This window comes from Clostridium sartagoforme AAU1 (assembly GCF_000401215.1).
In the GTDB taxonomy this organism is placed as follows: Bacteria; Bacillota; Clostridia; order Clostridiales; family Clostridiaceae; genus Clostridium; species Clostridium sartagoforme.
Window position 1 is genome coordinate 1 of record NZ_ASRV01000112.1, and the last position, 26,629, is coordinate 26,629.

At 28.2% G+C, this 26,629-nt stretch carries 20 protein-coding genes; 5 read left to right on the plus strand and 15 right to left on the minus strand.

Annotated features, from left to right (window positions below):
- A partial coding sequence (locus tag A500_RS08920) for an alpha-amylase family glycosyl hydrolase (protein ID WP_016207250.1) occupies positions 1-6,079 on the minus strand: 6,079 nt, incomplete at its 3' end.
- A 376-nt stretch (positions 6,080-6,455) separates the two neighbouring features.
- Here A500_RS08920 and speD point away from each other — a divergent pair.
- From speD to A500_RS08935, 3 genes are all read left to right on the plus strand, one after another.
- Positions 6,456-6,875 (plus strand): adenosylmethionine decarboxylase, encoded by a 420-nt coding sequence (gene speD / locus A500_RS08925; protein WP_016207251.1) that lies wholly within the window; start codon positions 6,456-6,458, stop codon positions 6,873-6,875.
- A 9-nt stretch (positions 6,876-6,884) separates the two neighbouring features.
- Positions 6,885-7,730 carry a polyamine aminopropyltransferase gene (speE, locus tag A500_RS08930; protein WP_016207252.1) on the plus strand — a complete coding sequence of 282 codons (846 nt, stop codon included), beginning with the start codon at positions 6,885-6,887 and terminating at the stop codon, positions 7,728-7,730.
- 132 nt (positions 7,731-7,862) lie between these two features.
- Complete coding sequence (locus A500_RS08935; protein WP_016207253.1) at positions 7,863-8,999, plus strand: DUF4139 domain-containing protein; 1,137 nt, start codon at positions 7,863-7,865, stop codon at positions 8,997-8,999.
- A 43-nt stretch (positions 9,000-9,042) separates the two neighbouring features.
- Here A500_RS08935 and A500_RS08940 read toward each other — a convergent pair whose 3' ends face one another.
- From A500_RS08940 to A500_RS08955, 4 genes are all read right to left on the minus strand, one after another.
- Positions 9,043-10,770, minus strand: coding sequence for a methyl-accepting chemotaxis protein (locus tag A500_RS08940; protein WP_016207254.1), 1,728 nt, complete (start codon positions 10,768-10,770; stop codon positions 9,043-9,045).
- Positions 10,771-11,040: 270 nt separating this feature from the next.
- Entirely contained in the window at positions 11,041-11,535 is a 495-nt protein-coding gene (gene nrdG / locus A500_RS08945; RefSeq protein ID WP_016207255.1) for an anaerobic ribonucleoside-triphosphate reductase activating protein, read from the minus strand.
- Positions 11,536-11,628: 93 nt separating this feature from the next.
- Positions 11,629-13,749 carry an anaerobic ribonucleoside-triphosphate reductase gene (gene nrdD / locus A500_RS08950; protein WP_016207256.1) on the minus strand — a complete coding sequence of 707 codons (2,121 nt, stop codon included), beginning with the start codon at positions 13,747-13,749 and terminating at the stop codon, positions 11,629-11,631.
- 235 nt (positions 13,750-13,984) lie between these two features.
- Entirely contained in the window at positions 13,985-14,902 is a 918-nt protein-coding gene (locus A500_RS08955; protein ID WP_016207257.1) for a M15 family metallopeptidase, read from the minus strand.
- A 138-nt stretch (positions 14,903-15,040) separates the two neighbouring features.
- On the opposite strand from A500_RS08955, the gene A500_RS08960 reads away from it, so the two are divergent.
- Entirely contained in the window at positions 15,041-16,351 is a 1,311-nt protein-coding gene (locus A500_RS08960) for an aspartate kinase (protein ID WP_016207258.1), read from the plus strand.
- A gap of 60 nt (positions 16,352-16,411) precedes the next feature.
- On the opposite strand, the gene A500_RS08965 is transcribed toward A500_RS08960, so the two are convergent.
- The 8 genes from A500_RS08965 to A500_RS08995 all read right to left on the minus strand — a co-directional run bounded on the left by A500_RS08965 (position 16,412) and on the right by A500_RS08995 (position 24,040).
- Positions 16,412-16,690 (minus strand): hypothetical protein, encoded by a 279-nt coding sequence (locus A500_RS08965; RefSeq protein WP_157453633.1) that lies wholly within the window; start codon positions 16,688-16,690, stop codon positions 16,412-16,414.
- A 355-nt stretch (positions 16,691-17,045) separates the two neighbouring features.
- Complete coding sequence (locus tag A500_RS08970) at positions 17,046-17,522, minus strand: cupin domain-containing protein (protein WP_016207260.1); 477 nt, start codon at positions 17,520-17,522, stop codon at positions 17,046-17,048.
- Positions 17,523-17,600: 78 nt separating this feature from the next.
- Entirely contained in the window at positions 17,601-18,401 is an 801-nt protein-coding gene (locus A500_RS08975; protein ID WP_016207261.1) for a response regulator transcription factor, read from the minus strand.
- A 39-nt stretch (positions 18,402-18,440) separates the two neighbouring features.
- Positions 18,441-19,751 (minus strand): sensor histidine kinase, encoded by a 1,311-nt coding sequence (locus tag A500_RS08980; protein ID WP_016207262.1) that lies wholly within the window; start codon positions 19,749-19,751, stop codon positions 18,441-18,443.
- Positions 19,752-19,807: 56 nt separating this feature from the next.
- Positions 19,808-19,933: a hypothetical protein gene (locus A500_RS21690; protein WP_278245111.1), complete on the minus strand. Its 126-nt coding sequence runs from the start codon at positions 19,931-19,933 to the stop codon at positions 19,808-19,810.
- A gap of 227 nt (positions 19,934-20,160) precedes the next feature.
- Positions 20,161-21,831, minus strand: coding sequence for an ABC transporter permease (locus tag A500_RS08985; protein WP_016207263.1), 1,671 nt, complete (start codon positions 21,829-21,831; stop codon positions 20,161-20,163).
- Positions 21,831-22,943, minus strand: coding sequence for an ABC transporter ATP-binding protein (locus A500_RS08990; protein WP_016207264.1), 1,113 nt, complete (start codon positions 22,941-22,943; stop codon positions 21,831-21,833). Before A500_RS08990 ends, A500_RS08985 begins: the two co-directional genes overlap by 1 nt.
- 65 nt (positions 22,944-23,008) lie before the next feature.
- Positions 23,009-24,040 (minus strand): extracellular solute-binding protein, encoded by a 1,032-nt coding sequence (locus A500_RS08995; RefSeq protein WP_016207265.1) that lies wholly within the window; start codon positions 24,038-24,040, stop codon positions 23,009-23,011.
- 207 nt (positions 24,041-24,247) lie between these two features.
- Between A500_RS08995 and A500_RS09000 the strand changes: the two genes are divergently transcribed.
- Complete coding sequence (locus tag A500_RS09000; protein WP_016207266.1) at positions 24,248-25,174, plus strand: TraB/GumN family protein; 927 nt, start codon at positions 24,248-24,250, stop codon at positions 25,172-25,174.
- Between the two features lie 3 nt (positions 25,175-25,177).
- On the opposite strand, the gene A500_RS09005 is transcribed toward A500_RS09000, so the two are convergent.
- Both A500_RS09005 and lepB read right to left on the minus strand, forming a co-directional pair.
- A complete protein-coding gene (locus tag A500_RS09005; RefSeq protein ID WP_016207267.1) occupies positions 25,178-25,969 on the minus strand; it encodes a lipid II flippase Amj family protein in 792 nt (263 codons plus the stop codon).
- A 63-nt stretch (positions 25,970-26,032) separates the two neighbouring features.
- Positions 26,033-26,629: signal peptidase I (lepB, locus tag A500_RS09010; RefSeq protein ID WP_016207268.1), on the minus strand; the 597-nt coding region annotated here is incomplete at its 5' end.

Below are 26,629 nucleotides of genomic sequence, written 5' to 3' on the forward strand. Positions count from 1 at the left end.
TTTGATTTTTTCCGTTAGGATTTTCTATCTTTTCAACTACATTTTCTACAGGATCAGGATTTTCATTATCTGCTTTTACAGTAACTTCACATGTAGCCTTAAAGTCTCCATCCTTTGTTGTTACTGTTATTGTTGCTTTTCCTTCTCCTACTGCTATTACTTTTCCATTTTCATCAACCTTTGCAACTTTTTCATCACTTGAAGTCCAAGTAACTTCTTTATTTGTTGCGTCTGCTGGTTCAATGCTTGCCTTTAATTCTAAGTTTTCATTTATTTTTAATTCTACAGATATCTTATCTAAGCTTATTCCTGTTGCTCTTATTACTGGCACTTCTTCTGCTGCTACAGTAACCTCACATACCGCCTTAAAGCTTCCATCCTTTGTTGTAACTGTTACTGTTGCTTTTCCTTCTCCTACTGCTGTTACTTTTCCATTTTCATCTACCTTTGCAACTTTTTCATCACTTGAAGTCCATGTAACTTCTTTATTTGTTGCATCTGCTGGTGAAATACTTGCCTTTAACTCTAAATTTTCGTTTATCTTTAATTCTGATGTTGTCTTATCTAAACTTACTCCTGTTACTTTTACGTCTTTCGGATTTTCTTCATCTGGATCTGCTGTACAGTTAACCTTCATTATTATTTCCTTAGTTGCTTGTGAAGCTCTGCCATCATCAGTATACCAAGGTAAATCAATAGTTTCTTGTGTTGGCTTTATACCAAGTTTAAATTCATTGATACCAGATTCTAATTTTATTCCTTCTACATATACATTACCATACTCATCCATAGCGTTAGGATATAATGTATTAATATCTTCACCGTTTATTGTAAACTTAACTCCATATGGAACACTAGCTTTTAAAGTAAATTCTTTATCTGAAGTTTCATATTCAATATTTTCCCCATAAGAAATTCTTGGCATCGAAATAGTCATTGGCATATCACCCCAACGTAGTATATAATCATCAACTACCATTGAGTTTCCACCTTGATTTTTAACGGTTAATTTCATATTAGTATCAGTAGAACTATAAGCCCAGTTTCCATAGTCTTCTGTATCATTTGCAAGACGATTATGACTTGTAAATGCTTCTGTAGCCCATGAACCTCTTGTGTACTTATATTGAATGCTCTTTCCTGCCATCATTTTAAATTTATACTCCACTATATCTCTAGATGTTGCACCACTTGGAACAGTAAGCCTTCCACCTGAAGCATTCCATCCATTTAAGTCCCCAGCAATATAAATATCATCTGTAGCAGGTGTATAGCTTGGAATGTGTAATCTTAATGTTACATCAACCATAACTAATTTTGGAGTAACAGTTTTTCCTTCTGAATCAGCTCTATTATAGAACTTATCATAAGCAGCAACTTTATAAGTGTACTCTTTATCGTTACTTACTGTAAAATCAACAAATTCCTTAGCAGTTTTATCTACTACAGAAATTTTTACAAATTCATTATTTCCTTCTTTACGATATATTTCAAATCCTTCTACATCTGATTCATCTGATGTCCAATCAAGTTTTACTCTATTAGATTCTACAACTATATCGCTTAATACAGGTGCACTTGGCGCTGTAGTATCTTCAGTACTCATTATAGCTTTCATTGTTACTTCTTCTGATTCTGTGTAATTATCACCTGCATTTGTAGTACCTCTAGCATAATAATTATATACACCAGCTTCTGTTGGCTCAAATGATGCATAGTAAACTTTTGTTCCATCTTCAGCATCTGCTTTATATCTTAGCTTAGTACTATTTGCATTATCCTTTGATGTTCCTTCTTTGTAATACATTAACTTAACTTCAAAGTTTGGAATATCTTTTCCTTTATATTCCTCATTATCAGTTAATCCAGGAATATTTACATTTACAGTTATTTCTTCTGTTTTATTTCCTATTCCAATAGTTAAATCATTTACTAAATTAGGCATACTAATTGACTTAATAGTATATGATGGAAGTGCAGTTACTGAATCACTAAAGTCACTTTCCCCACCATCTTTAATTGCTGTAACATAATAATAGTATCTTACGCCATCAACAACACTCTTGTCTTCAAAGCTTGGCTTATCTATTGAGTCAATCTTTTCAGCCTTTTGACCTTCAAGATTAGTTCTGTAAACATTGTATTTAGTAGCTCCTTTAACATCATTCCATGTTAATATTACTTTTCCTTGCTCTGCATTAGCTTTAAGTCCTTGTACCTTTTCAACACTTACAATATTGTTAGTAGATACCATCATTAATCCTGTTTGAGCTGGAATTGTAATTTGAACTTTTCCATCCTTAACAGTTGATGTTATATTTCCATATAACTTATCTTTTAAACTTAATCCTTCTGGTAAAAATCCTGTTACATCTGCTTCAATAGTTTTTTCTTCAGCTGATTGATTTAATACTAACAATGCTCCCTTTTCAGAATTTCTTCTTGCATAAGCAATTACATTATCACTTGAATATGCAGTTTGAATTTCACCAGTTGCAAATAAATCAAGATTTTCATTTCTTGTTTCTGATGCTTTTTTATAAACATTAAATAACTCTGAATATCTTCCAACTGCTGAATAATCTCCATTATTTTCTGAAACTCTTTCCCATGGGAAACTTCTCCTTGAATCTGGGTCTTTAGTTCCTGTTACACCAACTTCATCACCATAATAAATAGTTGGAGCTCCTGGATATCCCATTTGGAAGATTGCAGTTAAAGCTTGAAGTTTCAATGCATTATCTGAAGCTTCTGGAGCAATCTTTGTATTTTCCTCTTCCCATGTAGGATTATCTATTTTAGTTATATTTCTAATAGTATCATGAGAATCTACTAGGTTCAACATAGCTTGCCAAGCTTCTTTTGGATAATTCTCTCTAATAACTTCTAGTGCATTATTAAAGTTTTCTGCATTACCATTCATTATATAATTTTGAAGAGCAGCTCTAAATTGATAATTCATTACTGAATCAAATTGATCTCCTAATAAATAATGAGTTGCAACTCCCCATTCTTCTCCTAATATAACCGGATCATCAATTACATTTCCATTTGCATCCAATTTCCCTGCAGTTGATTTAACAGCTTCTCTAAACTTTTGCCATGTAGCTGTTGATACATCTGGAGCAACATCTAATCTCCATCCTCTTGCTCCCATCCACATCCATCTTTGAGATGCTGCATATTGAATTTGCTCTTGTGCTTCTTCTTCAGTCATAGCATTTAAATCATATCCAATAACATTTTCTCTATAATCAACATTATTCCATTCATGATTTCCTGAAATGGCTAATTCATCCCCTGCTTGTGGTTCTTTAGCTTCCATTACTGGTAATGAATCATATCCCCACCAACCTTCATATTTATAATGTTGGTCTTTCTTCTCTAAGCTATTTCCGTCCTTATCCCTTACAACCCACTCATTTTCTACTTTAAACCAATTTGTGAATTCAAAATCTTCTGGATAAGAATAGTTTTTACCAGTTAAAGGATTTTTAATGCTTTCAAATTCTTTAATTACTGCTTTTTCTGCTTTTTCTTGAGACATTCCAGTATTTACTTTATCCCATACTTTTCTCCAATATTCATAAGCACCAATTTCTGGATACTTCTCATATCTATCAAAATATATAGAATCATCACCAACATGATTAAATACTCCGTCTGCTATTAATTTAATACCTTTTTCTTCTGCAGCTTTAGCAAATGCTTGATAAATTCTATCTGAAGCTGCTCTTGTTGCCTCATAATTTAATCCTGAAGTAGCATCACCAACTTTATTATAAATAGGTTGTCCAAACATTGGGTCTAAAGATTTATAATCAGTTGCATCATATTTGTGGTTAGATGCTGCCCATGCTACTGGATTTAAATAAATAACGCTTACACCTATAGATTTTAAATAATCTAACTTTTGTTCTATTCCTTGAATATCTCCACCATAAAACTCATTTGTCCAAACATTATCTGTTTCTGAATTAGGATAATATGGCTTATTTTCTGGAGTACTATGCCTTGGATTTTCTGGATAATCACTCCAATCCCCCCATACTTGTGATTGTGAAGGTTCACCATTAACTCCACCATCGAAATATTGAAGTTTATATGGTTTAATTTCTCCATTTTCTAAAGTATAACCTCTATATCCATCTATTAACTTTGCTCTATTGTTATCTTCATTCCCATCAAAGAATCTATCCGGGAATATTTGGTATACTATAGCATCCTTCATCCAATCAGGAGTTTTATAATCCTTAGCGTATACTGTTAAATTATATGGCAGTGCACCTTCTTCTGCAGTAGTACCACTTCCACCACTTAAACCATCATCACCATATTCAACCTTAGTTTTACCATCAACTAATATAAATTTATAACTCCATATTCCAATACCCTTAAAATCTGTTTTTGGTATTATTACTTCATAATAATCTGTTTCTCCTATTGTTGTTGCTTTTCTCATATCGTAGCTTTTTGCTATTCCATTGCCATCTATAAGTTCAGTTTTTGCAACTTGTACATCATCTTTAGCAACCCCAATTCTTAATGTTAAATCCTCAGTTTCTTCTTTTATTGCACCAAATGGTTTTTTATATGTTATACTTCTTGAATCAAATTTTATTGCTGATTTATTTATAAGCCCATCAAAATTTCCTTCTGTTGGCTTGTAGTTATGAGTTAATATCTTGTTACCTTTATAATCAATAGTAAAAGTAACATCTGCTACATCTAAAACATTAACTACTAAATTAGCTCCATCATTACTTCCATAACTTTCATCCCAATTTGCTCCAAAGGCTACCTTAGCTTCAAATTTTCCTACTGGTAAATTCCTTTGTAGCTTGTACACACTTCCATCAAAGTTATAATCAACAAACATTTGCTTAGCATTTGCAGGAGCCCAAGTTCCTTCACCAAATACTGATTGGATATCTCCAACTAATCTTGGCCATTTATCACTAGTTAATTCTGGAACATATTGAGATAATCCATCAACTCCTGGAACATTTATTCTAATTTGATTTAGCTCCTCATTAACATAAAAATTAACTTTAGTTTTTTCAGCTAAATTTAAAATAAAGTTATTTCCATTATTGCTGAATCCATCCCACGTTCCATTCTTTACAATTTTAAACTCATGTTCACCAGCTTGTAAAACTGTTGAATATTCGTAAAAACCATCAACTAAATGTTTTAATTGAGTTTCTGGATTGCTAGCATTCCATCCTTGGAAAGAACCTGCTATATACCATTTACTTTTTCCTCCAGGCTGATTAACAAGTTCATCTGCAACTATTCCATCTTCTTCAACTACTGCTGGCTTAACATAGTAAGTTTTATTATCATCTTGCTTATAAAAAACTTCTAAATCACCATTGCAATCTAAATATGCTAAGTCTATTATTCTTTCAAAACTATCTTCTTTTTCCCAATTCCCATATTTCCCTTTAGTACCTATTGTCTTTGTAGCACTTTTAATATCAGTATAAGAAATTGTTGTTTCTGCTCCAAATTCATTTTGTTTATCAAAAATTCCCTCTACCCCTGTAGAACCTCCTGTAATCCAGTTCCATAAAGACCATCCTTGGTAATCTTTATTAGGTCTATTATAATTTACTTTAATATTAATTTTATCAAAATTCTTATATAAAGGCTCATATTCTATACTTTTTGGTTCTGCATTATTTCCACTATCTAATTTTCCAGCTGTAATTACAATTTCAGCTTCTCCTTTAGATAAGTCATATTTAACTTCTCCTGTTGCCTTTGTTTCCCATTCACCTTTTTTTACTATTAGTCCAAGTTCTCCAGATGCAGGTACATCAATTACTGCATATACACCTTTTTCATCCTCATGTGTAAAATCAATTGCTTTACCATCATTACTTGGCCACCAAGTCCAAATATTCCATCCAGAATAGTCACTATCTTCTTTAAAGAATCTAACTTTAACTTTTTGATTCCCAGTAGTTTCTGCTTTAACTACATTATTAGGCACAGGTATTAATGTTAAACAAAATAGTATAAGTGTAAAGATACTTAGCTTAGCTTTGTGTTTTAAAACACTTTTTACCCTCATAAAAATCCTCCTTTTTATATTAAATTATCAAAGATCTCTTCGGAAACGTTTCCATTTTAAAGTTTATACATTTACTTATATAATTCTATTATGGAAATCATTTCTTATTCCAATTGTAATTCATTAATTTAAAACTTTCCACATATTTTGAATTTTTTGTATATTAGTACAAACTATTTTATCTTTGTACACTAAAAATATTTATTGACAAGATTTTATCTCATTGCTAAAATGATATAGTTAGTATAGTTTAACTCAAAGTTTACTATTACTAAACTTTTATATATTTTTAGGAGGTTTCATGAGCGAAGCATTTTTGCTAATTAAATATCTATCTATTGGATGGAATTAAATTTATAATTTTGGAGGGATTTTTATGAAAATTGAACAACTTGGAAGACACATTTTAGTGGAATATTATAACTGTGACAAGGAAATTTTAAAGGATCATTCTATTATAGAAGAGCATATGAAAGAAGCTGCTATTGCCTCAAATGCTACAATAGTTACTAGTTGTTTCCACAAATTTAATCCCTGGGGAGTAAGCGGTGCCGTTATAATCCAGGAATCTCATCTTACAATTCATACATGGCCTGAATATGGTTATGCATCAGTAGATCTTTTTACATGTGGTGATACTGTTAATCCTTGGCTTGCATTTAAGTATCTTGAAGATGCACTAAAAGCTGAAAGAAGTGAATCTACTGAAGTTGCAAGAGGTTTAGTTGATAAGGTTAAGGCCTTTTCCAACGGAGCATATGATAATATTCAAGTAAAACATAAAATGGAGGGTTAAGATATGGATATGGAATTATGGTATACTGAAAATCAAACTCAAAATGTAAATTTTTCTATGAAGGTTAAAAATCATTTGTATTCTGAACAAAGCCCATTTCAAAAGATTGATGTATTAGATACTTATGAATTTGGAAGAGTACTTGTAATTGATAACTGGACAATGGTTACTGAAAAAGATGAATTTATTTATCATGAAATGATAACTCATGTAGCTATGGCTACTAATAAAAATATAAAGAATGTGCTGGTAATAGGTGCTGGAGATGGCGGTACTGTTAGAGAATTAACAAGATATAATAATATTGAAAATATAGATATGGTTGAAATAGATGAAGCTGTTGTTAAAGCTTCAAAAGAGTTCTTACCTTTTACATCTTGTAAATTAGATGATGGAAGAGTTAACTTATTTTTCGAAGATGGGATTAAATTTGTTAAAGGTAAAGAAAATTTATATGATTTAATTATAATAGACTCTACCGATCCAATAGGACCTGGAGAGGGATTATTTACAACTGAATTTTATAAAGATTGTTTTGCCTCATTAACAGAAAAGGGAATCTTAATAAATCAATGCGAAAGTCCTTACTATCCTCATAATTCAAAGGAAATGAAAAGATCCTTCAGTAAACTGAAAGGGATTTTCAATATTTGTGAGGCTTATCAATATCATATGCCTACTTATGCATCAGGTCATTGGATGTTTTGTTTTGCATCAAAAAAGATACACCCTTTAAAAGATTTTGATGCTGATAACTGGAAGTCTTTAAATTTATCAACTAAGTATTATAATACTGACTTACATATAGGTGCATTTATGCTTCCAAACTATGTTAAAGAGTTATTGAATGATTAGTTAATATAAAAGCTTATGTATTATCCAATACATAAGCTTTTATATTTATGTACAATATTAATCTATTATTTTCACATTAGTTATAATTATATATATTATATTAATATATAAATGATTATAAGAGGATTAAGCATGTATATAAAATCTACTAATTTACAAAATAAAGACCTTTCACTAACAGTTTATACCAATACAGCACTAGTTAATGAAACTAGAGAGATTTTAAAGCCTAAACCTGATTCTAACCCCTATGTCACTATTGAATATTTGGACATAAGTAAGTTTTTAAATGAAACTTCTGTTATTGTATTGGGGGTAGATGATTTTGCAATGATTTTTAACTATATTTGTTGTAATGCTAAAGACTCAAATACAATATCTTGTAGTAATTGTGAAAGTTTAATTCCTAATTCAATTTTAATTAAAGGGACAGATAAAAAACTAGATAATATTAAACTAAGCTATCTTACTGATAATATAAGATGGTCTAGCAGTTATGTAATAATTTTACAAGAAGAAACTCTGGAAATTCACTGTTGGTTTAATCTTGTAAATAAATCTGGAATAGATTATAACAATACAACATTAAAAGTTATTGCTGGAGATGTTAATTTAGCTTATAAAAACTTATATTTAATTAATACCCCTATTCAGTCTACTACTCTAGAAAGTACGATAGTTGATAGTGGAATTATTGATTACTATATTTATACTATTCCTGGCAAATATTCTTTTCTTAATAATACAATAAAACGTATAAAGAATTTCTTTAGAGGAGGAATTAAATATACTAAACTTTATGATTTTGGATATGACTCTATAAATGCTAACATAGTAATTAAATTTCAAAATACAACTGAAAATAATTTAGGAATTCCACTTCCATCCGGCAGTATAAACTCATATACTAAATATGGTGAAAATTTAGAGTTTGTTGGTGGTAGTTCTATAAAAGGTATTGCAAAAGATAGGGAAGTTTCTTTTGTAATGGGAAAAGCCTTTGATGTTACTTCACAGAGAAATTTAATTAATTTTCAAAAATACAAAGATTATATGTTTAAGCAAGTTCTTTATATAATAACTAACACAAAAGATGAAGAAATTCCTATAAAAATATGTGAGCCAATTTTTGCTCCTTGGGAAATAGATTATTCTACTGATAAGTATGATATTGATGCAAATGGTAATCCATGTTTTAATATAACTGTGGGTCCTAACTCTAAAAAGGATATACTTTTCAATTATAAATATGATGTCAAATCTACTTAAAATACAAGGTACTATAGAATTACTTTTCTATAGTACCTTGTATTTATTTCTTTATTTTAAATATATCTATTGAGATATTTAAATTATTTGAACTTTCCATAGCCTTATTTGTGTTGAGCATAGTTTCATCTGATTTATTGCTTGCATCAACAATTTTATTAGATATATTAGTTATTCCGTTGCTTCCCTCTATTGTTGCTTTAGATACTCCATCCATAATATCTGATATTTCTTTTATTGATATTAATAAATCACTAGAAATTTTATTAAATTCACGTACAATACTATCTATTAATTCTCCATCATTTCTGTAAGTTTCTGTAACAGTTATCATATTGGAGAATTCTTTTTGTAAATCCTCATCCATAAATTTAATCAAATTATTAGAGCCATCAATAAGACTGTTAACCGCACTTGATATATCGTTTCCTGTTTCTTTTATCTTTATTACAGACTCCTTAGAAGCTTCTGCCAGCTTTCTTATTTCTTCAGCTACAACTGAAAATCCTCTTCCTGCTTCACCAGCTCTTGCAGCTTCTATAGATGCATTTAACGCTAAAAGATTGGTTTGTTCTGTAATTTCTATTATTATTTCAGATAATTCATAAATCTTATTGATTACCTTAGTTTTATCTATTGCATCTTTTAGTGACACTTTAGAGTTGTATAAGATATTATTTGTATTTTCTAATCCTAAACTAACAGAACTTTTATTATCTAATGCTCTCTTACTTATTTCACTTGCTATCTCCGCTCCTTCATTTGCCTTGTTAGCAATTGATTCTATAGATAATTCAATACTCTTAATTGAGTGATCGATTTCCTGTGTTGATGCAGAGGTTTCTTCCATTACTGCTGTTATTTCTTCTGAAGTTGCTGCAATATTTTCTAATGAATCATTTAGATTATTCATATTGTCGTTTATGCTTATTATAGAAACTTCTGTATTTTTTGATTGTACTTTAACATTTTTTATCAAATTACTTAAAGAATCTTGTATTGTTCCTATATATTTCAAGATTATTCCAAGCTCATCTTTTCTATTTGAAATTTTCTTATCAATTCCTCTTGAAAAATCACCTTTTGAGATTTCTTCCATCTCTCTTACTGCTAATTTTAATGGCTTGATAATATTTTTAGTTATAATAGCAGCAGCTATTATTCCAATAAAAAATACTGCTATGATACTAATAATTAGTAATGATATTAATTTATCTACAGCTTGTTCATTTTCTGTTTTTATATTTTCAGCTAAGGTGTTCGTATAATTTGAAAGTTTATTTAATTCATATCTAAAACCTTCACCTAAGTTTATCTCTATTTCCTCTAATTTTTTCTTGGCTTCACTTTCATTTCCTGATAAAGCTAAATCAATAACTTTTTTTTGTTCTGCTCTGTATGAGTTTAATTTAGTTTCTAACCCTATTATTGCCTTGCTTGTATTTTCATCAATATATATATTTTTATAATTGCTAAAACTTTCATTAAATTTTTCTTCACTATTTATTATTTTCTCATGTTCTTCTTTTTGATATTCTTTATTCTCACTATTTAGAATCATTTTATAAATGCTTGCTTCAATACTTCTCTCTTCATTTATGCTATTATTTAGATTTAATACTGATAAAAAGTTCTCATTATACATTTTTTGCATTCTTTCATCAGCCTTATTAATTTGAAATATACCAATTCCACCAATAACAAGCATCATTAATGTCAATGTAGTAGTTAATATATATATTTTTACTCTAACCTTTAAATTTTTAATCATACATCCACCTCGCTAACATTTTTGTATTACAATTTAATTATCCAATAATTTATATTTTTAGTCAAAATATAAATTATATATTGTCAAAACTTTATAATAATTGTCAATATACTATATGAAAAAGTTAACATTTATCAATTTAATTTTTAGTTGCTGTTATAAATTAATATAATCTTAAATATATTCAGTCACCTATACCATTATAAAATTATAATAGTAAAAAATAAACAGAGCTATAAAAACTAGCTCCGTTTATTTACTGTAAAAATATTATATTTCTACTATACCTCTATTCTCTATGCTTTTAGGTATATCTATAACTCTTTGATTACTTGAGCCTCTATACTTTAAAGATATATTTCTTTTATTTATTTCAAATCTACCATCAACTAATACATCTACAAAAGATAACATAGCCATTCTGTCTTCATTTTTTAATATATCTTCATATAGATATCCTGACCATAACCAAATACTTTTTTTAGTTTCATCTTTTATTCTCTTTAATAAATTATATAAATCCTTGTCTTTTATTTGATCCATGGGTTCTCCACCTAAAATATTAACTCCATTTACATTAGTATTTTTAACATACTCTATAAACTTGTCTTCTATTTCTTTGGTCCATTTATCTCCATAATTAAAGTTTTGTAAATCTTTATTAAAGCATCCTTCACAATTATTAGTACATCCACTTACAAATAATGTTGTTCTTACTCCAGGTCCATTACTAACATCAAATTTTCTTATTTTAGCATAATTCATTTATAAAACCTTCTACTAGTATTTTTTTAAGATAAGATATTATTTATGTCTTATCTAATATATTTATAAACCTAATAAATGTTTGTAAATATATTATAAATGTAAAACTCTATCTCCTATTTCTGCTGTTCTCCCTTTATTCCAGAAATTTGTTCCTATATATCCACAAGTCCTTCTCATAACTTGCATCTCTGATTCATCTCTATTCCCACAGGATGGGCAAACCCATTCTAAGTTTTCATCCAACTTAATTTCTCCTGTATATCCACATTTATAGCATATATCTGGCTTTGTATTTATTTCTGCATATTGTATATTGTGATATATAAAATTAATTACTTGCTCCACAGCTTCTAAGTTTTTACTCATATCAGGAACCTCTATATAAGAAATACATCCTCCTAAACTTATGTTATGAAACTGAGATTCAAATTTAAGTTTGCTAAATGCATCTATTTCTTCACACACATGTACATGATATGAATTGGTATAATATAATCTATCTGTGACATTTGGTATAATTCCAAATTTACTTTTATCTATTCTACAAAATCTATATATTAGGTTTTCTGCTGGGGTACCATATAAACTAAAGCCCAATCCAGTTTCTTCTCTCCACTTTTTGCAACAATCATTCATATAATTCATTACTTCTAGTGCAAACTTTTCACCTTCTTCGCTTGTATGGCTTTCACCTAACATAGCTTGGACCATTTCGTATATACCAACATATCCTAAGGATAATGTGGAATATCCATTTTTAAGTAGCTTATCTATTTTTTCTCCCTTTTCTAATCTTCCAATTGCTCCATGCTGCCAGTGGATAGGAGAAACATCTGATAACGTTCCAAGAAGCATATTATGTCTTGTTAAAAGTGCTTCTTTACAAAGTTCTAACCTTTGGTTTAACATATCCCAAAATAGTTCCATATCTCCATCTGCTATTATTCCAATCTGTGGGAGATTAAGTGAAACCACTCCTTGGTTAAATCTTCCATACCATTTATACTCATTATCTTCGGTTTTAAATGTACTTAAGTGAGAACGGCAGCCCATTGGTGGAAATGTATTTCCCTCGTAATTTTGTCTCATTATCTTAGCTGATTGATAGTCTGGGACAAGTCTTTTTGCTGTACACTTTGCTGCTAATTTAGTTATATAATCATATTTTCCACCTTCTAGACAATTATGTTCATCTAAAAGATATACTAATTTAGGAAAGGCTTCTCCTATTTCTTGTCCTTTATAATTTTTCATTCCTTCTAACCTTTGTTTTATCATTTCCTCACAAATTAAAGCCATCTCTTCTTCATATTCATTTCCAACTTCAATTTCTAAATAAATGGTAGAAAATGGTGACTGACCATTAGTAGTTTGTAAGGTTGACAATTGATACCTAATAGTCTGTACTCCATCTTTTAATTCCTTATGTTTCATATCTTTAGCTAATTCCCTTGCCAAAGCTTCATCATTACATTTTTCTATAAAAATATTATAATATTTTTCTTCTGTTATTTTTAAAAACTTAGCTAAATGCTTTATTGTTATGCTTTGTCCGCCATATTGATTACTTGCCACTTGCGCCATAATTTGTGTTGTTACAGTACATGCTGTACTAAAAGATTTTGGTGATTCTACAAGTTTGTCATTTATAACTGTTCCATTGTTCAGCATATCTTCTAAATTAATTAAACAACAATTAAAAATATTTGAAAGAGTGTAATCCATATCGTGCCAATGTATCGTCCCCTCATCATGAGCCTGAACTATATGAGTTGGAATAAGTCTTCGTCTTGATATATCCTTTGATACTTCTCCTGCAATTAAATCTCTTTGTGTTGCAGCTATAACTGAATTCTTATTTGAATTTTCTTTTATAACATCTTCATTAGTTTTATTTAGAAGACTTAAAATACTTTCATCTGTTGTATTAGTATTTCTCTTAAATTCTTGAACTGCTCTATATCCCTCATAAGATTTAGCCGTCACAACTTGTCCATAGTGAACAAGCCTATCATATACATAGGATTCTATTTTATGTATTGTTGGAGTATCACTTTGCTTACTAAAATATTTTTCTGCATCATTTGCTATAAGCTTTGCTATATCAGCTAAATAAATTCCACTACCATTTTTCATAGCTTTAGAAATTGCAGCCCTTATTTTTTTCTTATCAAAATTAGCTACATTTCCATCTCGTTTAATAACCTTCATTTAATACATCGACTCTCCTTAAAAGTTTTAAAACTCTATTATTTTTCTTAATAAACTGATTTTTTAATTATACTATAAATTTTTTTAAATTGCATTTTTACAAATTCTCATTTTTTTAAACAATCCTCTCCAAATTACACTTATCTTAATTTACTTTTGTTTTATACCTATAGTTATTATTTTTAAAGCTATGTTAATTTAGTCTTTTAATTCTTAAAATAACATAGCTTTAATTTTATATTTTACTATCTATTATATTTATAATCTCTTCTGTTTCAGCATTTATTGGAACTCCATCATACCATTTACTTTCATTTATATTTGAGGAGCTTCCAAAATACTTACTTTTTAATATAATTTCAGGCCTATATTCAAAATGTAATATATCGAAATGCTCCCATTTTCCACCCCAAACGAATCCATTATCTTCAAATATTTTTACTAGCTCTTTAGGATATTCTTCAATTCTTTTACTTCCCTTTGACTTATCAACCCATTTCCAATAATCTGAGTTGTTTCTATTTAAATCTATTGCTATTGCATAGGCATGAGGACTAAGCCTTCCTGTATCTTGAATTACCCTATAATTATAGCCTCCACTTATAGGAAAAATAAAGTTATTTATTTTATTTTTATTATTTGCTAACTCCTTTGCTTCATTTAATGCTTTTTTTAATGATTCACCAGCTCTCGCGTTCTTATTAAAAGTAATATTTCCGCATAAGGTTGAAATACTAGATAGATTTTTCTCAACTTCTTTCCTATTACCTCCATAAAGTCCATTAAGCAAAGAATAACATCTGCTTCTTCCTGGATCAATGCCTTCCAAAACCTTGTCTATACTTTCTAGAGGATATATCTCTTCTAATGTATCTTGAACATCTGAGTTAGATACTTTAGAATCTCTATTTTTTTCTTTTTTATCATCATATAATATTTTGCTATTATTATTTAAAATTAAGTATATGTAATTGTCTTTTGAGATTTCTATTTCTTTTATCTCCTCTTTATATGCTAGCATCAATACTAATAAATCTCTTTTTGTATTATTTATATATGTATCATCTTCTATAATGAATCCATAGGTATTGTAAGCTAATAAATTCAAAGATAATAGAGTTATAAAAAATGTAGTAATTAAAAATTTTTTCATAGATTCACCTACTTTTTATTTTATAGTTTTATTATTCCAAAGTTTTTTTTTGATACTCTAAATTTTTTTTATTTTTCATTTGAGATTTTATGAATTTATTGTTAATATATAGTAAATACTTTTATAAGGGGGCTATATATGAATACAATAGTTACAAAATTTGGGGGAAGTTCTTTAGCTGATGCTAATCAATTTAGGAAGGTTAGAGAAATTATTTTATCTGATGATAGAAGAAAATTTGTAATACCTTCTGCACCAGGAAAAAGAAACTCTAAAGATTTCAAAATTACCGATCTTTTATATCTTTGTCATGCTCACATCGAATCTGGTATTCCATTAGATGATGTATTTAACCTTATATCTAACAGATATAAAGCTATAGTTTGTGAGCTTGAAATATCTCTAGATATAGATAATTATTTACAAAAAATCAAAAATGACATCGAAAATGGAGCGTCCAAAGAATATGCTGCAAGTAGGGGGGAGTATCTAAATGGTATTATTCTTGCAACTTATTTAAATTTTAAATTTATTGATGCTAAAGATGTAATTATATTCAATAAATATGGAAGTTTAGATACTGATGCTACATATAAAGCTTTAAACAGCGTTCTTTCTAAAAGTGAAAAATCTGTTATCCCAGGGTTTTATGGATCAGATTCTAATGCCAATATAGTTACATTTTCAAGAGGCGGATCTGATGTTACTGGTGCATTGATTGCTGCTAGTATAAACGCTGACTTATATGAAAACTGGACTGATGTATCAGGCTTCTTAATGGCTGATCCTAGGATAGTTAAAAATCCAATGCAAATAAAAAAAATCACTTATCGTGAGTTAAGAGAACTTTCTTATATGGGAGCATCTGTTTTGCATGAAGAATCAGTTTTTCCTGTAAGAAATGCGGGAATACCCATTAATATTAAAAATACAAATATGCCACTTGACCCAGGAACTTTAATCGTTAAAGACATGGAACCAGATTATGATAATCCTATAAAAGGAATAGCCGGTAAAAAAGACTTTACTGTAATTTCAATTGAAAAAGCAATGATGAATACAGAACTTGGATTTTGTAGAAAGGTTCTCTCTATTCTAGAGCAAAACTGTATTTCATTTGAAAACATGCCATCTGGTATAGATACTGTATGTGTAGTTATATCTGATTCTCAATTAAAAAATAAAACTGATATTTTAGTTGATGAAATAAGAAGAACTTGTACTCCTGATTCTATAGTTGTTCATCCCAATATGGCACTTATTGCAACAGTTGGTAATGGTATGTCCTCTAATAAAGGAATTGCAGCTAAAATTTTCTCTGCCTTAAGCTCTAACAATATTAATATTAGAATGATTGATCAAGGTTCAAGTGAAATTAATATATTAATCGGTATAGAAAATGATGATTTTGAAAAAGGTATAAACGCTATTTATAATTCATTTAACTAAATATAAGAATATAGGCAATATAATAATTATTATATTGCCTATATTCTTATAACATTATTTTTAATTGGTAGATATTATGTCTATTTCTAATCCATCTTTTTCTGGCGTTATATCAAGCTTTAGCTTTCCTTTAGCTTCCTTTGCCACAATTTTAATTCTATTATTCCCCTTTTTTACTTTATAAACCTCAGTTCCTTCCTGTGATTGTTCTAGAATATTTGTTATATTATTATTTGGATCTATTAAAACCACTTTAAAAGTCCCTAATTCTATATCAGAACTAAAATTTATAGATATCATGGCATCATTTTCAGAAATAATACTCCAAATAGTATCCATTCCAGTAAACTTAAAACAAATATTTGTTTTTCCATTTTCATTTGTTCCCTTTTTATATATGTAAGAAAAATTATCATTAGCTGCTGATATTTTAGAATTATTGTTATAGATATTCTTTTTATTATGTCCAAAGCAAAACTTTTCTAGTATTTATTTAAAGTTATGATTGCTCCTTCTATTATAATTATTGGAATAATAATATAAATCATTTTTCTAAATCTCATTTTTCATCTTCTCCATTTTTAAATTACGTGACACATTATACCATATAATTACATTTTATGTATATATTATAAGAAAAAAAGTAATAAATTTATTTTATAAACAAAATAAATTTATTACTTTCTAAAATTTTTTATTCTTTTCTTGTAAGTTTCAATATTACATCTTTATGCTCTGGATATAAATTTAAAAGATATGTTCTTTCAAATAACTCAAACTCTTCATACTCAAATGCTGGAGCAACCATACATCCAACTAAAGAAAATCCTTCATTATTCATAGCTGATCCAAATATATAACCCTTAGGTACTAAAACCTGTGGAACTTCTCCATCTTCTATATTTATACCAAGTTGCTTTGTTATAAGATTTCCATCTGGACTTATCATATAGATAGTAAGTGCTTCCCCATCATGATAATACCATAACTCATCAGATTTTAACCTGTGAAAATTCGATACTTCGCCTGTTCTTAAAAGAAAATATATACTACTCCATAGATTTTTATTTTCTTTTACCTTATCTCCTGATAAAAATGACTCTTTAAAGTAACCTCCTTCTACATGTGGTATCATTTCTAGATTTTTTATGTAATATTCTGCGTTTTTCATAATTTATACCTCCCTTTATTTATAAACATTATATACTAAATTTTCTAAATCAAAAACTCTTGAAAGAAAACTTTACCATTATTTAATGACTATACTTTTAGCTCTTACAAAATCTTTAGGTGCTAAGTTTGTGTACTTTTTAAATACTACACAAAAATGTTTATAATCTCCGAATCCAACCATTTCTGCTATTTCATATACTCTAAATCTATCTTTTTCTTTTATCATTATTTCTACAGCTTTTTGTACTCTGTATTTATTAAGCATATCTAAAAATGTATATGTTGTTTCATTTTTGAATTTTCTACTTAAATAACTTGGACTAATTCCAAGTTCTTCTGCTAAACTCTCAATACTTAATTTTTCATTATATCCATCTTTTATCTTGTTTATTGCATATTTTACATAAGTATTTATGTCTTTAGAATCTATATAAATCTTAAGATTAGTAAAATCTATTTCTTCCTTATTGCTTGTACACATTTTCATTCTCTCGTAAAACTTTATTTCATCTATCTTCTTTCTTATTTGTGAAATTAATTTAAACAATTCTTCTTCATCTATAGGTTTTAAAATATAATCACTTACTCCCATAGATATAGCTTTTTTAGCATATTCGAATTCTCCATAACTTGTCAGTATAATGCTCTCAAAACCATTAAGTTTTTTAGCTAAACTAAGCATTTCTAAGCCATCCATTTTAGGCATTCTAATATCTGTAATAACAAGATCTGGTTTATATTCATTTATTAACCTAAGACCATCTTCTCCATCTTCACCTTCTGCAATAACTGTAAATCCCATAGATAACCAATCTATAGTATGTACTAGCCCTTTTCTTATTATCTCTTCATCTTCAACGATAATAAGCTTATACATTTTTCATTCCCCCTTATATATTAGGTAAAATAATTTTTACTAAAGTCCCTTCCCCCTCATTACTTTGTATATTGATACCATATTCTTCTCCATATATAAGCTTAATCCTTTTATGAACATTGTATAGACCAATACTATCTGTATCATTATTTTTTTATTTAAAATATTATTTAGATAATTCATTCTTTCTTTTGAAATTCCAATTCCATTATCTCTAATTAGTATAGAAATTTTACTTTCTTCAATTTCAGATGTTATTTTTATATTTAACATTGCTTTTTTTTCAAAACCGTATTTAATAGAATTTTCTATTATAGGTTGTAAGATCAGCTTAGGCACAACACACTCTAGTGCTTCCTCTTCAATTTCTATATTAAATTGAAGCTTATTTCCAAACCTATATTTTAATATCTCTAAATAATTGTTTATGTATTCAATGTCATCTTTTAACTTTACTGAATGTATCTCATTATTAATTCCATATCTTAATATTGATGATAAATTTATAATTATATTACCTGCAATGTTTTTATCTAATTTAATCATTATTCTTATTGTTTCAAGAGTATTAAATAAGAAATGAGGATTAAATTGTGCTTCTAATTGTTTAATTTCACTTTGCATCCTAAGTGCAACTTCTTCTTTATTACTTTCAATAAGATTTTTAATATCTATTAACATATTATTATAAGCATTTGCTATTATTCCAAATTCATCTTCTGAATTAATATTAAGTTTTGTATCTAAATCCCCATCTTGTACACTTTCAATTGCATTAACTATTTCGTAAATTGATACAGTCTTATTATGAGCAATCTTTTTAGACCATAATAGCATAAAAGAAAAAATAACTAAAAATAATATAATTAGAAATATTCCTCCTATAAAAAATGCTCTATTAAAGAAATCTAAGCTTGTTATTGTATAAACAAAAAGAGTCGTATCTTTAATAGATGTTATTTCAATATAGTAGTCTTTATTTTCTAAGTTAATATAGCCACTTTGTTGTCTAAAATCACTTTTTAATCTATATAACTGATCACTATACTTATTATTAGTTGCTGCAACAATATTATGTTTATCCGTTATTATTACATCACTTGTAGTAAAGCCTGTAATAAGATTAAATATATCTTCATCTAATAAATCAAAAATTATATATCCTACTATTTCATCTTCATATTTTATTGCTTTTCCTAGCGTAAGTATTCCATAGCTGTATTTTTCTTGATGACCTCTATTAATCATAGTTATAACTTCATTTGGTCTTAGTTTCATCCTACTAAATATGCCCCACATAAATATATTATCTTCTTGTATATAATCTGGCTTTATATTTTTATTTCCCATAATCATATTTCCTTGTTTGTCAAATATATAAAAATTACTTTTTACAGTTCTTTTATTTACAAACTTATAAAGTATATCATAAATAGGCTGTGATTTATCTCCATTTTTATATCAGAAATAATATATTCATCTATTGATATACTTTTTATTAATGAAGTGTACTCATCAATATTTTCTTCCATTAAATTAGCTACATACTTATTATTATTAATATTTTCTTTAAAAATAAGTTTATTTCCTAAAAAAAATAATATTATATATGCGCATATTGAAACTACTATAATTGGAACTATAGCATACCATATAATAGCACTTCTAATTACATCACTGTATTTTTAAACTTTTTAACCATATTCTCACCTTTTTCTTATATTGCAGAAAAAAGCCAGTAAAACTGGCTTTTTATATTTTATAAACTTATTTCCTTACTTCCAGAAACCTTAAAGAATATTAATAGTGAAATTACTGTTGTTATAGTTAGTATTGTAGATAATGCAGCTGCTGTTCCATAACTTGCTCTAATTACTTCTGTATAAATTGAAACTGATAAGGTTTTCGTTCCACCTGTATATAATATAACTGATGCACTTAGTTCATTTATTACTGTAATCCAACTAAGAATTGCCCCTGCAAAAACCCCAGGCAACATCATAACTGCTGTGACCTTAAAGAATGTTTTTACTGGAGAATATCCTAAACTGATTGATGCTTCTTCCATGCTTGGACTAATTTGATAAAGTATTGCTGCACTAGACCTCAAAGTGTATGGTAGTCTTCTTACTACATATGCTATTATTATTATAACAAATGTTCCGCTTAATACCAATGGCTTTTTATTAAATGCAAGTAGTAAAGTAATACCAAGTACTGATCCTGGAATTATATAAGGGAACATAGTTATTGTATCTATTATAGATGTTATAGCATTCTTTCTTCTTGTTGAAATATAAGCTATAAACATTCCAAGAATAACTATAATGACTATTGCAACTATTCCATAAGTATAAGTGTTAGTTATTGCTGATCCTAATTTATTAAATACTGTTTTATAACTTTTTAATGAAAACTCATTTACAAATCTTGAACCTTTCGTATTTAAGAAGGATGTATATATAACTGTCAATTGAGGCACAATTGCTAAAAGCACTACTATATATACAAATATATGAGCTAAAATATTTTTTACACCTTTTAAGTCTTTTGCAACCATTGGTCTTAATGAGCTCATAGTAAAAGATTTTTTATTTACTACATATTTTTGTGCTATAAAAATGATTGAAGTAATTAATACCATTATTGTTGCTAATGCAGCTGCAAAGTTTGCTTGTCCTCCAACTTCACTTATAAATTCTGAATATATAAGTACTGGCATTACGTTATAACCTTCTCCAATTAACATTGGTGTACCAAAATCAGCTAATGCGTTCATAAATACTAATAGGCTTCCTGCCAATAAAGTTGGTAATATTAATGGTAATATTAATGTTGCTATTTTTTTTATTGGTTTACATCCTAAACTTTCTGATGCTTCTAATAAAGATACATCTATCTTTTTTAATGCTCCAGAAACATACAAATATATAAACGGATATAATTTCAAGGTAAATACTAAAAGTATTCCTGCAAAACCGTATATAGGTGGAAGAGTTATTCCTAGATTGTCTGCAAAAAATTTAGTTATTACTCCACTTCTTCCACATAGTAAAACCCATGAGTAAGCCCCTATAAATGGTGGTGATAGCATTGATATAATAATTAAAACCTCAATTAGCTTCTTACCCTTTATCTTAAACGCAGTAGTTAAGTAAGCTAATGGTGAACCTATTAATACAGCTAATAGAGTTACAAATATAGTTACTGTAAAAGAATTTATAAGTGCTTTATAATAATATTTCTTTTCAAAGAATTTCGTAAAGTTTGCAAAAGTAAAACTTCCTGTGGTTGCATCCTTAAATCCACTTATAAATAGTGAAAACAATGGATATATGAAAAATACTGCAAATATAAGTACTATAATAAGTGTAACTACGTTCCAAAAATCAAACTTTATTTTAAATTTATTTTTTATACTATCATTCATTAGTTTTCACTTCCTTTTATTAAATTTTCCTCTCCATCTTCTGTGAAAACATTTATCTTCTTTGGATTTACTTCTAGATATAAGCTATCTCCTTCGCTATAAATCTTTTCTGATGTTCCAATATCTTGTGATAGTTCAATGGAAGCTTGTCCATCTAATATTTCCTTGCTATTAAATACAATTTCATAATTTGTGTATCTTCCAAGGAAAGTAGCTGTTTTAACTTTTGTTTCTAATCCACTATTTGATAAAATAAACTCTTCTGGTCTAACTGCTATAACTACTTTTTGACCATCCTTTACTTCATCCTTTAAATTTGTCATTTTAACTTTATATCCCTTTTCAAATTTAACATATTTATTATTTTCTTTTATTTCAATAATACCTTTAAATAAATTTGAATGTCCTATAAAAGTAGATACAAATATATTTTTAGGTCTTGTATATATTTGTTCTGGAGTTCCAACATGTTGGACTATTCCATCCTTCATTACAGCTATTCTATCTGAAATTGCAAGTGCTTCTTCTTGATCATGTGTAACATAAACAGTTGTTATTCCAACTTCCTTTTGTACATCTCTAATTGCACTCCTCATCTCAACTCTTAATTTTGCATCTAGATTAGAAAGAGGTTCATCCATAAGTAATACGCTTGGATGAATTACAATAGCTCTAGCTAATGCAACTCTTTGTTGTTGTCCTCCTGATAATCTTTCTGGTAATCTATCCTTATAATCATCAATTTTAACTACTTTTAAAATATCTGCTACTTTCTTTTCCATTTCTTCCTTAGGAAGCTTTCTTAACTTCAATCCATATTCCACATTTTGTTTTACTGTTAAGTGTGGAAATATTGCATAATTTTGGAACACCATTCCTATATTTCTTTTATGGGCTGGTATGTCATTTATAACTTTATCCTCGAAACTTATTTCTCCGCCCTCTATTGAATTGAAACCTGCTATCATTCTTAAAAATGTTGTTTTTCCACAACCTGAAGGACCTAGTAAAGTAAAGAATTCACCATTTCTTATATCTAAATTCAAATCAGGAATTACTACATTATCTCCATATTTTTTAATTACATTTGATGCTTTAATTGAAACGCTCATTTTGCTTCCTCCTCATTTTATTTAGGAATTAGTCTATTTAATAAATAGACTAATCCCCTTAATTCTTACTTATTAGTAAATATTTCTTTAAATTTATCTATCCATGCTTGCTTATTATCTTTAACAACATCTGCATCATCTTGTATAATATTTATATCTTTAATTGCTTTTAAACCTTCTGCTGGATCAACGTCTTTTCTTACTGATCTTCTACTTAACTCAGAAGCAACCATAGTTTGAGTTTCTTTACTAGTTAAGAAATCTATAAATTTCTTTGCATTATCCATATTTTTAGCACCTTTTATTATTGCAACTCCATCAGGTTTAGATATAACTCCTTCTTTCATATAAACTATTTCAACAGGTGATCCATCCTTAACATATTTAGCTCCACCTTCTTCAAAAGTTAATCCTACTGTATATTCTCCATCTGCAACTCCTTTATATACTGCTGATGAGCCTGAAAGTAACTTACCATCTAAATTTCCTGCTAATTTATCTGCATAATCCCATCCATTTTCTGGAGTTCCATTTCCCATTGCATAAAGCATATTTACTAAATGTTCAAAAGATGATGATGACTTTGCTGGATCTGCATGAGCAATTTTACCTTTTAATTCTGGTTTTAATAAATCTTCATAGCCTGTTACTTTAATATCTCCAATTAAGTTCGTATTTATCATAAGAACACTTGGTATTACTGAGAATCTTGTTATCTTTCCATCTGTATTTTTACAATCATCCATTAAGTCTGCTTCATTTGCAGATGTATAAGCTTCAAAGAAATCAACTTTAGGTTCCAATGTTCCTAATGATCCTCCCCACATAACATCTCCAAGAGGATTATCTTTTTCTGATTCTATACGTTTTAGTAATTCTCCTGTTCCAGCAGCAACAACATCTACTTGTACTCCTGTTTCACTTTCAAATTCTGCAACTATAGGATCAATAAATTCTAATGGATGTGGACAATAAACAACTAAATTTTTTGAAGCCGTTTCCTCTTTTTTCACATCAGCTCCTTCTGTCTTTCCTCCACATGAAACCATTCCTAGCATCATTGAAGCACAAATAACTGTAGCCAAAACTTTTTTCATAAAAACTCCCCCTAATAATTATTTATAATTTCTTATGTCTTTCCTTTCTGTAAGCTAATAATACCAAATGTAAACGTATAAACAAACCTTAATCTCTGCAAAAATATCTTGTTTTATGAACAACATATAATATATTTAAAATTTTCCATAAACTGTAATTAAATGGTATAATATAGTAAGTAATTTGTATGAAGGAGAGAGTTTATTATGAAGAGTTTTTCTAAAATTAAAAGTTTACTTTGTTTTTTCCTTATTTCTTTTTTGATAATACCATTAATATCATGCAATAATGGAGCTACCGAAAAGGAAGTTTCAAGAGGTTACATTTGGGAGGCAACTAATGAAAATACTACTATTACTTTGATTGGAACTATTCATATTGGTGATAATAAAGTGAATTTTTTTAATGATAATATAAAGAAAATAATTGATGAAACTGATGTACTATCTGTGGAACTTGATTTATCCCAAAATGAAACTATTAAGAATGTTCAATCATCTGGATATCTAAAGAATGGAGAAACTATAGAAAATTACTTGTCTGAAGATGAAATTGAAAAATTATCTTCTATATTCAAATCATTAAGTCCTAATTTTAATATAAGTACTATTAAATATTTGACTCCTTCATCTTTAAATAGCCTATTAACTGTATTATGTTACTCCAAAGCTGGCATACTAGGAAATGGATTAGATTTACTAATAATTAATGAAATGAATTCCCGTAAATCTAAGGGAGATGATGTAGTTATAAATGAGTTGGAGGGATGTGATTTACAAATTGATATTGGTAATAAAACTTTCACTTGGGATTATTTAAAAAAATATTTATCTACTCACTCTGATTCTAATATTAATGAAGAAGTAAATAATTCTGAGAAACTTTTTAACGCTTATAAAAATGGAGATATTGAATTCATTGAAAAAGTAAATAATGAAATGAAGAGTAATGAACCTGAAACTTATAAAATAATGCTTACTGATAGAAATATTAATATGGTAAATAAAATAGTTGAATTAACTAAGGATGGTAAAAAACATACAATAGCAGTTGGAGCAGGTCATTTCATTGGTGAAGATAACATGTTAAAGTTATTAGAAGATAAAGGATATAAAATAACTAGAATAAATTAAAAGTTATATAAAATTAGCTACGAAGGCAATTAAGTATGATGCTGGTACAAATAATATTAATGCTACAAAAGTACCTACTACTTTACTTCCTACCATTGCTATAACACAAGCTCTAAAATCTTCTTCACTACATTTGCCATCCACTACATCATCAGTCATGATAGATAAATGTGGATCAATAAAAATTGATGTAAGTATTGTTGCTGTTCCATTTATTATTGGTGATAAAGATAAACAAGTCATTCTAAGTTCTGGAGCTATGCTGCCAGCATATATTGGTGCAAAAGCTCCTGCTGTAATAATAGCTACAGATATAAAATTATAAAACAAAATTTTCTTAGGTAACCTTTTAAAATTTATACTAGTTAAGCTTTCTTTTACAGGAATTGCTATACTATCTTTCATATACTTTACACCATTTTTTGAAAAGCTATGTATTATAAGTTTAGGAATAGATCTTTCTGTAGAAAAATGATTTACTGCCTTACTAAACATTTGCTGAAATGTTGGTATTAAAAAGGCCCCCACAATAGATGCAATACCTGAAATTATTATTATTAAATTAAATATATTAATCAAATCCCCACTACTAGGATTACTTTCTACAAACTTTGTTAATAAAGGACTTTGAAATGTTACTGCTGTTCTAGAAACAAGCATCAATACATTAAAAACTGCAAATGTTACTGCTATTTTACCAGTTCTAACCCCTACTAGCCTAACTGAATAAGCCAATGTTCCAAGTAATGAAATTATAAAGTTTAACACTAAGACAATTATAATTTGTGTATTCAATTAACATCACGCTCCTTAATATTACAAATGAAAAGTTAATAGTGAAATAAATCTTAGATTACTTTATTTTATAAATCCAAGTCTGTTAAAAGGTGATATTCTAAATATTGCTTTTCCTTCAATTTGATTGATATTGACAAGTCCAAAGTTTCTACTATCTTTACTTACTTCTCTATTATCACCAAGTACAAATACTGTATCTTCTTCCACTTTAATAGGAAATTCTTTATCTCTGCTATAAGTTTCACCTTTAACATATAACTCTTCTAATATACTTCCATTTAAATATACGTAACCATCCCTTATATCTATTTCATCTCCTGGAATTCCAATTACTCTTTTAACAAGCCTTGTTCTAGTGTCTGTATTATATGAAATTGATGCTATTTCTTTCAAATATTCATATCCTTCTTCAAGTATATTTCCTTTTTCTTCATTATCAAAAAATATTATAATATCTCCTCTTTTAGGAGTTGTAAAATTGTAACTAACTTTATCAACTATAAGTTTTTCATCACTATATAATGTATTTTCCATTGATTCTTGCTGAACTTTAGCACTAGCTAGCACTTCTGTATTTACTATTGCTACTATTATAATACTTCCTAATATAGTTAGAGCTATTCCCTTAATTTCATTTATAATTTTTTTATAATTCAT

Coding starts and splice junctions, on each gene's coding strand:
- speD (WP_016207251.1), top strand. CDS start 6,456: ATGAAAATTGAACAACTTGGAAGACACATTTTAGTGGAATATTATAAC.
- speE (WP_016207252.1), top strand. CDS start 6,885: ATGGAATTATGGTATACTGAAAATCAAACTCAAAATGTAAATTTTTCT.
- A500_RS08935 (WP_016207253.1), top strand. CDS start 7,863: ATGTATATAAAATCTACTAATTTACAAAATAAAGACCTTTCACTAACA.
- A500_RS08940 (WP_016207254.1), bottom strand. CDS start 10,770: ATGATTAAAAATTTAAAGGTTAGAGTAAAAATATATATATTAACTACT.
- nrdG (WP_016207255.1), bottom strand. CDS start 11,535: ATGAATTATGCTAAAATAAGAAAATTTGATGTTAGTAATGGACCTGGA.
- nrdD (WP_016207256.1), bottom strand. CDS start 13,749: ATGAAGGTTATTAAACGAGATGGAAATGTAGCTAATTTTGATAAGAAA.
- A500_RS08955 (WP_016207257.1), bottom strand. CDS start 14,902: ATGAAAAAATTTTTAATTACTACATTTTTTATAACTCTATTATCTTTG.
- A500_RS08960 (WP_016207258.1), top strand. CDS start 15,041: ATGAATACAATAGTTACAAAATTTGGGGGAAGTTCTTTAGCTGATGCT.
- A500_RS08965 (WP_157453633.1), bottom strand. CDS start 16,690: ATGGATACTATTTGGAGTATTATTTCTGAAAATGATGCCATGATATCT.
- A500_RS08970 (WP_016207260.1), bottom strand. CDS start 17,522: ATGAAAAACGCAGAATATTACATAAAAAATCTAGAAATGATACCACAT.
- A500_RS08975 (WP_016207261.1), bottom strand. CDS start 18,401: ATGTATAAGCTTATTATCGTTGAAGATGAAGAGATAATAAGAAAAGGG.
- A500_RS08980 (WP_016207262.1), bottom strand. CDS start 19,751: ATGGGAAATAAAAATATAAAGCCAGATTATATACAAGAAGATAATATA.
- A500_RS21690 (WP_278245111.1), bottom strand. CDS start 19,933: ATGGAAGAAAATATTGATGAGTACACTTCATTAATAAAAAGTATATCA.
- A500_RS08985 (WP_016207263.1), bottom strand. CDS start 21,831: ATGAATGATAGTATAAAAAATAAATTTAAAATAAAGTTTGATTTTTGG.
- A500_RS08990 (WP_016207264.1), bottom strand. CDS start 22,943: ATGAGCGTTTCAATTAAAGCATCAAATGTAATTAAAAAATATGGAGAT.
- A500_RS08995 (WP_016207265.1), bottom strand. CDS start 24,040: ATGAAAAAAGTTTTGGCTACAGTTATTTGTGCTTCAATGATGCTAGGA.
- A500_RS09000 (WP_016207266.1), top strand. CDS start 24,248: ATGAAGAGTTTTTCTAAAATTAAAAGTTTACTTTGTTTTTTCCTTATT.